Here is a 12454-nt window from a genome sequence, read left to right on the forward strand (position 1 = left end):
TTAATGCCAAATGATATTTGCGCCCGAGCTGTTTAATTTTTCAACTAACTCTTGATTTGCACTACCAAGACTGATACTCACGTCAGGTGTGAACACTGCTTCATTAATATCACTCACTTCAACTCGGTTATTACCAAAATCGACATTTGCACTATTAATAACTTTGAGCCCTTTTAATAAATGAATACCTTGTAATGTTGCACCGGCGTAATTACTTAAATCTTGAGGAGTTCTAACAACCAAACTGTTTTTATCATTACTGACGATTTCCACAGCATGGTCAAGCGGGTTATATATATCTGGGTCAATCATGCGACCAATCAAACTACGCTTTTTATCTATGTTTGAATCGTTCCAATGTTCAGTATTGTTATCAGCTGAACAATCGGTATCTAAACGCCATAAATTGCCACCCATGCTGGTAACACAATCAATTTGGTGTTTACCCGCACCACGTATTGGTGTGGATATGCGTTTCTGGTTATTTGTAGTCCAATTTTGTCGTATGTTATCTATTGTTAAGATGCCATTTTTACCATTTTTATCAGCAATATATACGGTACCAGCTTCACCTTGTTCTGATTCATAACTAGCAAATTCTAGCGTTTTAATTTGTGCGTTGAATTCTGTAAGTACATCACTTTTTACAACGACACGACCGCCATTGCCAAATTGCATATAACGAGCGGCTGTAGGCTTGGCCTCAATGACACCTGTACCGCTTAAACTATAAGCCTCAAGCAATATCGCTCCACCTGACGACCCCCAATAATAATTCCTAGATTCAGTGCTATTAGCTAACAGAGTACCATTATGAATAATTTCATTAGCTGTCAGTTTTAAATAAGCGCCAGGCGAGCCAGGTTTACTATCATTTTCTTTTGTGCCTATTACGCCACCGTAATTAACATCAAAATAGCTTCCATAAGTACAATCTAAAGCAAGGTATTTATTGGTACTCGTAAAACAGTTTACTCCTTCGTTATCAAATGAGCCCTGCATGCCAGTAACATCTATGCGGCCATTTTCGCCAATCGTTGCTTGATTAACTACATCAATTTTTAAACCATGAATATCGGTACTAGCTTTTCTAATATCACCGTTTTCGATAACCAGGTTATTACCTATATGTGTGATATCACCTGTATTGAGATATAAACGTGACTCAGCCACTAGATCCTTGCCAACGTTAATTCGTTTTTCTGCTGATAACGAAGTACTTCTCGAGCTGTTAAGTTCAATATCTTGTAGAACATTTATATTCTGATAAGCAGCTATACTCAAACTACCACCACCATTCACATTAATGTTCCCATTGATATTTATTTCACCGACTTTAATCGAATTATAAGCACTATCCTGAACTTTAAGATTCCCACTAACATCGATCGAATTAGCATCAATACTTAACACACCACCATCACTGAGTTCGATATTTTCTGAAATATTTAAATTATCTAACTGGAGTTGAGAAGAACCTCTTGGGATTGTCCCTGTGACTTTCATGGTTCCTGATACATTAAGGTTGCCATTAGGCATACTCGAAATCACTCGAGCCTGACCTATAATGAGATCCCCTTCAACATCCAGTGATTTATCTATAACAAAGTTCGACAAACTACCTGAATCAATTGTGAGGCTGCCCTTTACCGTCATTTTTTCAGCGATAAAAGAACTATCTTCGTCTATTAGTTGATCACCATCTAGAATGAGGTGTGTATGATATTCAGGTTTCCCATTGAATAATGCTGCCACACTAGAATTAGAAGGTGTTACTCTATGTAGGCTTGTTTCAGATACTGAGCTATGTTCCACATCTTCAATGTGCAATACATCATCACCAAGATCGAAAATTACATTGCTGTTGATATTGATACTATTAAATACATGTACCCCAACCAACTCTCGCCCCGTATATGTTGATAGATCATCATTCGTAATGACTACCAGTGAGTTACTGGAATGACGCAAGATTTGATAGAAGTGTGTAACGTTATCTCCTGCATCTAAATCAACATATTCTCCTGTAATATTAAAGCCTTGGGTATCTTCTAAAAGCTTCCAATTAGCAGAATTGGCTGTAATCTCCCACTGATTGTTACCAAGACTACGAATATTTGAAATGGTATGTCGCCCAATTTCTGGTAGTTTTATCACATCTTGGAAATACTCGCAGTGATAACATGGGTTATCTTCAATATTTAATAATAAGTTACCATAAATCTCATTTCCATCTTTGGTGTAAACAGTACCTTGCGAGCTATACTCACCTGCAAAACTATTATCAACTGCATTGATGATTAAGCGTTCCCCTCCATGAATTTTACCGTTACCACTCAAGGAATCTATATCTATCACAAACGCACTATTAGGCCAGCTACTGTAACTACTTATATCTAATGAGAGCTCACCATTATTAATCAGCGAATTTGCAGTTAAATACGCCAAATGCTCACTTAGTTCAGGACAATCTTTACCAATACAGCTTGGCAGACTGCTAAAACTAGGAATAGACTTGTAACCAATAAGGTCTGTGATACCAGCCTGTTCAACGGATGAGGCAAATTCAAAGGCTAAATTACCATATTGATTAAGCGTAATATTACCGCCCACAATTAAGCCTTGATACGCATCTTTTTCGGTATTCATATCCCTTAATACTAAATTGCCATCAATAGTTAAGTCGTTTGAAACATTCAGCACACCATCGTAGTTAATATACAAACTACCATTCACTGTAACGCCATCATTAAAATTAATGGCATTTGGTTGTTTGAACTTAATAGAAACATTATTCCCAGCGCTTAACAGGCCATTTACAGTTAGAGAACCAAACTCAGAAGCTATGTTTGTATCGTTTAACACCAAGTCTTTATCAAATACAATCGTTCCGGTTCCATTTAGCAATAAAGTGCCATCGTCATAATTGTCTTTTGCGATTTTAACATTACTCATAAAGCTAATGGTGTTTTCCGAGTTAAACTCTACATTTCTTCGCGTTATGAATACCTCTTCTAATATCTGAATGTTTTCAGGCGCCTCAAAATCAATCTTGGTAATTCCACTTAACTTGTTGATAGTTATTGACGTATTCGAAGTTAGTTTTGTTGCATCATATGAATGGTACTCATCATATAGTTCGCCCAAAATGACAATTGAATTAGCCTTTACACTAGCTTCACTACTCATAAAGTCAGATTTAAACTCAATATCACCGTCTGCGATAAACTCAACCCAGTTGTGGTAACTGCCAGAATCGACAACATCGTTTAGTTGTATATTAGAGCTACTGATTAATCTAAGTTGTGTTCTTGGCCAATCAGCCAGTACTAACGGCCTATCAATAATAATATTTTGAGCATTTATAACTAATTTTTTAACCGGAGAGTCAACTGTTGAACGCTCTACAGTAATTGGTTGATTAACATCAAGTTCCAAATCAATCTCTGCAGCCTGCCAAAGAGCGGACAACGCCTCTTCTGATACTGAATCAGCTCTTAAAGTTGATTTATTTAGTATCAAACTATTGCTTTCAACGATATCGTTAGCAAAATCAGCTTCGCTCCACACTAAATGAATACTTTCGAACTGGTGTAAACCTTGAAGCCTTGTTGGGACAAAACCATTTAAGTTGGCCTCAGTCGTAACATGGAGACTGCTGTCCGTATTTCCGGTGATCACAGCATCAATACTGCTCTCAGAGGCATCAAATAATCGTACTCTTAATCCTGCTAAAGAGCGGCCAAATTCTTCTCGGTTTGAGAGCCAAGGATCACCATCAACAGTAATAATCCATTCAGACTGATTGAGCTCGTCGATGTTAGAGATATCATGTTTACCTACCGTTAAATAAGTTGTTAAATATTGCCTTGATTCATCCACCATTTTCGGCTCAGGTGAGTTTACTTCGCCTCGAGCAATATTTTCTGCGCCATGAGGTTGAATATACCCACCACTTCCTGGTTGTAACACACTCAAGAACTGCTGTTTATTTGTTTTATCAATCAATATCACTGAACCTACATTCAGTTTGGGATCCTCAGGATAAACATCTAAATCTAACGGAAGCGAAAATAACGTTTGTAGATTTGCTAGGGATTCGCTGTGACTTGCAGTTCGAACCTGACTGGCTCCATAACAACACTCTGGGTTAGATGTAGGATCCTCAAAGTGATTGCTTGCATCAATTTGTAATGCGTCAAAAGAAACAACATAACGTACAGCTTTTAAACTCGCTTTATCTTCGCCTACATTCATTCCTTGAGTTGACTGAGGGCCAACTCCATACTCACCACATAACTCATCATTGCAACCAGAACTTCTTTCATAACCCGCATTTACCAAGAATTGGACATTTCGAACAATTAATTCATCAGTGTTGATATTAACATCAAGATCATAAACAACATCAGAGAAATGACTTCTATCACGCATTTCGAGAGGAGCTACACCATGCGGAATTTCTCCAGAAGAGTTCACATCGTTGGTTTTCAACCAATCTGTTGATGTGTCTATTTCAATGCGATTGGCATTAATATTAATGCCATACACTGACGATAGATGGTTTGTGACATTACACGTCGCTTCATCGAATAACGTTAAACACTCTTTTGAAATACCATCGAGATAACTTGGTAATACATTAAGTTGACCAAAACCAGTTAGCTTCTGACCTACGTTCAGTGAACGTAGTGTCGTTTCAATTGGTCTATCTTGTCCGAAGTGTGTCATATCACCTCGCACATCAATAAATTCGACTTCTAGTACAGTCATATCACCTAAGGTTAAATCGGTTTGCACAGTCAAGTTAGACGCATCAAGGTGCCCCTGCGAACTTATGCTTTCAATAGTAACAGAGCCATTCACTGATACATTTCCTGCTGCAAGGTATGATTGCAGCGTTAAATCACCCGACACTGTTATATCACTGATAATAATAGGCTTATAGTTAGGGTTCCTACGATTACGAATTCCTATTGTGTCATCATACATAATATCAATGCTTAATTTGACTTGAGAAAATCTAGGTACAATACACACTGTTTCGTCGCTTTCTGGCCTTGGTTGCCAACAATCATCCACAACCTCCCCTGTTTGAAGATTCGTCATATTGATTGAGTTACGATAATCACTGAATAGTTCCAATCTGCGATCACTTCTTTCACCTAAGTTATCAATGAACAACTCAAACATGCCAGGTGGCAAGTCATCATAAAAAGAAACTACTTGACCCTCGTTTGAGAAATATAGATGTTCTGATGAAATATCACTAATCATCATAGAACCTTCAACATTACCCTCAACGTTTAATGTATATTCACCTAGCTCTGTTAACGGACACGTTACAATAAATACGGCAAAATCTGCATCATACTTACCCTCAAATGCTCTTTGATACTTTTCGTCACATTGGATTTGCGCTGTTCCACTGAAACTATAGGTATTATCGAACTCAGGCAACGAACCATGGCCGCCAGTTGGCGGTACTTTAAATCGGATCTGCACAAACTTATCTATATTTGATTCGGTTATATTAAGCCTTGCAACTAGATTATCTTGATTAAAGTCATAAACCTTGTGGTGTTCTCTGATGTATAAACTATTATCACCCTCTGACTTTAAGACCATTAGCTCACCTAGAATGTTAGCATCTCCTTTAACTTCTAATGTATTGCTTGCTACTTTACTCAGCGCTCCTTGTTCAACAGTCAAGTCATTTTCGATAACTAAATCACCAGCTACAAACGCATCAACCCTGCCTCGAATTGTAATTGAGTTGGCAAATACAGTTCCGGTAAATTCAACACTTTCATCCTGCCAAATAACATCGCCTAAACTAATGACTTCTACCACCTTCACTTTAGCGGTATCAGAATACGCACCGAAATGCACTCGAACCTCAGCTTCACCCAAAGCAATTGGTGTGAATCCGCGGTATGAAGGAATAACAATACTTTCATCCAACGACTCGAATACTAAGTCATAGAAATTAGCATCACTAACATCGATCGTGTAAGTACGATCATTAATTGAAACAGTGGCAATTATTGTGAATATTACATCGTCACCATTGCCAGCTAGGTTATGAGTTACAACATCTTGGGCTATATCAATACCGATAACCAGCTCTGGCTTAATAGCGCGGTCGTTGGCATCTGTTGGATCTGAGCCCGATGCAATTTCAATTGCATCATCAATACCATCACCATCAGTGTCAGCATTATTGATATCTGAGCCCCATTGATATTCAGTGCCATCATTAACGCCGTCATCATCACTATCGGCATTATCAATTTTGCCACCTAACTGAATTTCAAGAGCATTTGATAGTCCATCATTATCGTAGTCTTCATTTGCATCTGACACACCATTACCATCACTATCTTGCTTAAGCGGGTGGTAGCCTAATTGATGTTCAAGGTCATTACTGATGCCGTCCCCATCAAAGTCACCAGCTTGAGTTAATAGGGTGAATGTTCTTGCATTTGCAACAAATAATGATGTCTCTTGTATCCTCGCACTCACACTTGCAACAATTTGCTTTCCTTCGTCTTGCTCAGCAATAACTGGTGCAATTAATTCATGAGTTTGTGCATTTACCGCTAGACTTAGATCGTCTGATATGAAATTGAGTTCATTAATCTGATCCCATGTATAGTTATCAGCAAGTGCAAGCGTTAATGTGCTCGTTTGTTCTGATAATAAATATCCCAACGTTTGCTCAGGCAAGCTAAGGTCTGGTCCAGTAAATTCATAATGTGACGCAAATATTGTTTCTTGCGTTTCATTACTCACAATTGCTGTGCCATGAGTACTTAGTTCATAAACAGCACCAAGCGTAAGCGGCTGATTCGGGATAAAGCGCAGTGTGACGTCATCATCAAACGAGAATTCACCTTCAACATTTACACCTTGTAAGCTCACGGTAGGCCACGCAAAACCGCTTGTTAATGAAACAGGCTCGTTAAATTTGACTTCAAGTGGAGTGATATCTAAATCAACAACTTGAACAAGTTTCGTATCGACAACGCGCGCGAGTAATCGGGCAAAGTTCAACGTCAAATCGCTTTCAGCATCAATGTTTAAGCTATTTGCAATATTTGTTACTGATATAATTACTTCTTCAACGGTATTGTTAGTCACCGTAAATGTCGCAGCACCGTTGTTTAGCGCTACAACGAATTGGTTAGTATCATTTGCGAACGTCGCATCACCAGTTACAAATACGTTTACTTCTCCATTTGCTGGCTGACCGTCAATTTCGGTGATCTGATTACCAAATTCGTCGGTCAATTGTAATTGTAAGGTTGCGGTTTCAGTTTGCTCAAGCACGTCTTCACGACCTGAAATATCATTGCTCATAGCTGATAATGACATCACCAATCTCGCCGGAACGTTAGCTGTCACGTTAAGAGGAATATCTGCACTGATTTGATACGAGCCATCTTGTTCTGATTGATAGCTTAAACCAACATCTGCAAGGTTGTCGGATAAACGTGCAAGCACATATTCGCCCATCACTTCGGTGGCTTGGAACTCAATATTCGCTTTTCCGCCTACCAGCGTAATTAACGCTTTTTCACCAACATAATTTTCCCCCTGATAATAAGGCTCAACATGAACATTCGGATCAAACGCAAAATGGAAACCTGGGTGGTTAAATACAAGCGCCACGTTGGCATTAGGTACATTCGTCGCTTTATTACCTGCCGCATCAACAAGTTCAAGCATCAAGTTTGCGGTTTCGTTGGCACGAATTGGCGCGATGTGCTCAACGCGAATTGCACTTGGTTCACCTGGTAATACTTCGAAGCGAACAATCGCAGGTAAGATGTTTGGATAATCTCGAAGTGTCGCTTCAGCAACATATTCGCTAACCACCAGATCCGAAGTATCAACTGAGAAATACGCCACACCATTACTATCGGTTATAACCGAATTAGATATTTTTTGCGCGGAATCACGCTGCGAAATGACTAAATCTACATCTTGTAACGCTACGCTACGATTTGCTAAATCTTTGACCCTAAATGCAAATTCTGCTGGAACGCCGACTTTTGCAAGCGATAAGTTAGCACTGTCAAACTCATCAGTTAAAACAATAGCATTGGGTACTTGTGATAATAGAATAGCATGTTGATCACTTTCCGTAACTTGACCTAGCTTATCGATAGCACGTAATGCAATGTGAATTTGGTCATTAGCTACAGTGGTGAATGGTATGTTAATACTCGCATTCATTGTCTCGCGACATACTATGTTGCGGTTAATATCACAAATTGGCTTTGCAACCTTAAGTTCACCATCTTGATAAATAAGTAAGTCAACTGCTAATTCTCGTAATAAACCATCATCAACTAAATTTAAGTCGATAAGTTTACCATTGAGTTTAGAACCGTAAATGGCCGCATCAGCAAAGCTTAAGTTACTTAGTTTTGGCTGTGGTGCCTTATCTTTCGTAACCGTAATGGATTTTTCAACGCGTGTTTGCTGCCCTTTCGAGTCAACGATTAGTAACGTTAGCGTCTCGTTTTTGTCACTGTTAACACGCAGTGAACGCGTATCTTGAATTGATAACGTTTTATTTATTTGTCGTTCGTTTACAGGATAACGCTTTACAAAATTTGGCCACTGTACTTCGATATAAGCGACTTGAATATCATCCTGCACATTCATTGTAACCTCAAATGCACTCTGTTCCAGAACTGCATTTGGTACACTGATATCATTAACGACTGGACGCTCATCTTCTACCACCTCAACATTAAGACTTGTGCTATTGGTGTTATTTGCATTATCCGAAACTTCTAAACTATAAACATAAGTATCACCCGTGTTTTTTGCATGTTGTTCAATGCGAGACTGCGTATCTGTAAAGCCAGCCCAAATCACTGTGTTGTCACGTTTAAGCAGTGCCAAATTAATTGCACTTCCAGTATCACTAACGTTAAATGCAATACCATAAGGGTATGTGGTAGTAACACGCTTAGCATCATTCAGTGGCGACTCTAAACTGAGCGAGACTTGAGGTACTTCATCATCCAAATGGCGCTGTATTACTGTTGGTTGCGATTCAGTCACGTTGCCATACACATCAATTGCACGTGCTTTAATAAACTGCCCACTTTGCGCTAGCGTGAAATTATTGCGAACAATAAACTCAGGGCCATAATGTTTGCGAATAAGCTTATACGGACCAGATTCATCATCTGACAGATAAAACTCAACTTGACGGATATCTTGTGTCGCATTCTTAACTAAGGCTTCAATTTTTAGCGGTGCCGGTACATAACTTGGGTTACGGTAAAGTAGCTCAACGTTAAAGTTATTTTGCGGCAAGTCTTGGCTATGAAGTAGCATTGTGCGCTTATTACCAACAACTGAGTTACCTATACGGTCTTTCGTTACCGCATGGACTGTAAACTCATTACCATTACGTAATTCTCCAGGGATTGGGATCTGTACGCTAAATGGGAAGTGTTCGCTACGCGCGACTAACGCATCATTAACATAATAATCGACGCTCACAAGATCAGCTGAATGTGCAACAGCGAGGTCAATTGCTTGACCATGCACAAAATGCGTTTTATTAGCTGGTTTAGTCAGGTCTGCAACTAATTGACTTGGCTGTTCGCCACGCCATGCTAACTCGACACCATTAACGCCTAACGCCACCGCTAACTGATCTTTTGAGATAGCAAAGCCCGCAATATCAGCCTTCGCTTGATACATTAATTTATCTGGAGTGTTTGACGAAAGTTTATGTTCAAAGATCTCGTTATCGAGTGCATAAAGTACACTTTGTCCCTTTATTACAACATCTTGCACTTTATTTGAAAGAATCGTTTGGTAGATATTTTCGCTAAGATTATAGCTGCTAAGCTCTGTTCGAGAGGTTAATACTAGTGTATCACCAAGTGTATTAATTTCCTCAATTACCGAGTTGGTCGCAATCACACTATCAACACGCAGTGCAAATTCTTCCATAGGTAAACCAGGATGACTTACGCGATAAATCGTGCCATCTAACGTTGCAACATAGACCTCGGTCGGAGTCGCTTTTAACGCAGTGATCACTTCACCTGCGGCTACAGTGAAGGTATGGCGTTGCTCAAAATCATCTTTACTAATGATAGTTAACTGATCACTTGTTGCAGCATATAGGTAATTTTCATCAGTACTAAACATGCTATTGCTAGCAAACTTACCAAGATGTTGGCTACCACTTAATTGAGCTGTGTTAACTTGATACAGATAACCTGACACTTTATCAAACGCATAGATATCTGTATTGTCGAGTATCAACGCACTAAACTCGCTCGCATATTCACTAGGGAAAAAGCTACGTCTCGCATGATTTGGTAAGCCCGTATATTGCGTTAGTGCATATGTTTTTTCAGCTACTATTGCACTTCCATTATGCAGCACAATGTGCTCACTGCTGCCTTTGTGTTTATTGCTAGTAAACAGTTGACGGTATGGCGCATTTTGATTTTGATTTAACGTCCAAACATCACCGTTATTTGATGTAATGACGCCATTTGATACAAACAGATCACTAATATCGCTTTGAATATTTTCACGGTAAATAACGTATGGCGTTGCTTCATTTAAGCTAATGATTAGTAATTCATTTGCTAAACCATCATAAGCAAACAGTTCATTACCAAGGCTCGAAACGGCATTAATTGCCATGACTGTGAGCTGATGCTGAGATAAACGACCGTTGTCAATACGATATAGACCACCTAGTTCATCAAATGCGATGAGGTGACCATTATGAACCACCGAGTGAGCCACTTCAGCAGAAAGTTCAAAGGATAAATCAACCTCAAGTTCATGATTAAAACGAGTTAGTGTGTCTTGATAAGTCACCCAAATGCCATCGTTCGCTACTACAACCTGCTGTGCAAGCGTACCAGATGGAAGTTGCTGAGCAGACGGCTCTAAGCTATTTCCTTTAATATCAAACACAATAATATTACCAGCATCACTGATTGCAAAAACTTGTTGCTCATATATTGCCAGCGCTTTGAAATCTATCTGACTAGGGTAAATACCCAATATTGCGTAATCATCCTGCCAAGACATAAACGCAATACCTAGGTCTTCTAGCGCAATAAGTAATCGGTCTTGTAACAATTTAGCATCGAGTACATTACCATCGAATTGACTAACAGGGAGGCCATCCTTATACAATTTACTATGGTTTATTGTGTACTGATTATTAGCAATACTAAATTGATACTCAAATGGCGATACCGGACTATCTTTAATTAATTGATATGGTTGAGCAACGGCTACTTGTTTATCAACTTTAGTTTCATTACCTAAGCCATCTTTCAACAGTGCTTCAATGGTGAAGCTATCGATATCATTAGGGACAGCAAATGACACCGGCTCAACACCACTGGCGATAATCGTTCCATTTAAAGTCGATACCTTAAAGTCAGCATGTTGAGGAATATCTGTACTCAATGTAACAAGGCTATTCGAGTAAATTTTATTGCCAACACCTTGAATTTTTGCATCTAAGGATTGACGAAGCGGTACGACCTTAATACCAACCGATTTTTCGATATAGTTATAACTTTGTTCGAAATAGGCGCGAACTCGAATGGTATATGTGTCATACCGGTCGACTGCTGGTACTTTAAATGCTGTGTTGGCATTAACAGAGTTTGTAGTAAAAGATAACAAGTCAACTTTATTGAAATCTTGTAAGGTCACCTCAACATGCTTGAATTGAGACAAGTCAATTCCACTTGCTAACACCTCAAGACTAACCCAATCACCTTCTGTAAACTGGCTGTTGTTTTGTGGGTTTGAGATTAATAGCTGCCCTTGTGGAACTGTATTTTCAAGCACATCTAATGTAAATGGTGCAAACGTGGTTGAACCATTAGATAGGTTAAGTACTTTACTTGTAGTTACTGTAGTCCAACCAGCTACACTACTTTCGGTTGCCATTGAACTCGCGCTACCTTCAAAAGTAAATGGTACAAAAGCCATGGTATTTTTAAATGTAGCGACAGTTGGGACAATTGCCGTATTAACTATCGATTGACTAAGGTTCCAATTCACTTGGTCATTTGTTAACCCTGAATCAGCTGGCATATCAATTTGATACCCATTCGTTATATCACCATCGATATAAATAGTTAATTGCGTCGCGTCTGTAAGCTCATTATTAGCAATAAACAAGGTGTTATCATCCGCCCAACTGCTAATCAAATGACCGCCTTGCGCATTGACAATGGTGAGCTCTGCAAACGACTCAAGAGATGTAAACCCACTAATGGCAACACCACCAAGCTTGCGTTCTACAACCAATGATAAGGCTGGTTTAAGTGCTTTAACAACACTGTATTCAGCAAGTTCATTCTGAGAATGTAACCATAACTTTTTGTTTGTGAAAGTTAGATCATATTGCCAGTCAAGTGCCCCTAAAGAT

General features: G+C 39.0%; 1 protein-coding gene (running past one end of the window). It reads right to left on the bottom strand.

Annotation, left to right across the window (positions count from 1 at the left end; all coding sequences use genetic code 11):
* Nucleotides 1-12454: the end of an IPT/TIG domain-containing protein gene (locus ACHSBP_RS10225; RefSeq protein WP_395388784.1), read on the bottom strand. Its footprint extends 25319 nt past the window's final position; only the last 12454 of its 37773 coding nucleotides appear in the window; its start codon lies off the right edge, out of view — the gene reads right to left on this strand; it ends in the stop codon at nucleotides 1-3.

Origin of the sequence: Pseudoalteromonas sp. XMcav1-K, assembly GCF_044005875.1 — a bacterium.
Lineage (GTDB): Bacteria > Pseudomonadota > Gammaproteobacteria > Enterobacterales > Alteromonadaceae > Pseudoalteromonas > Pseudoalteromonas spongiae.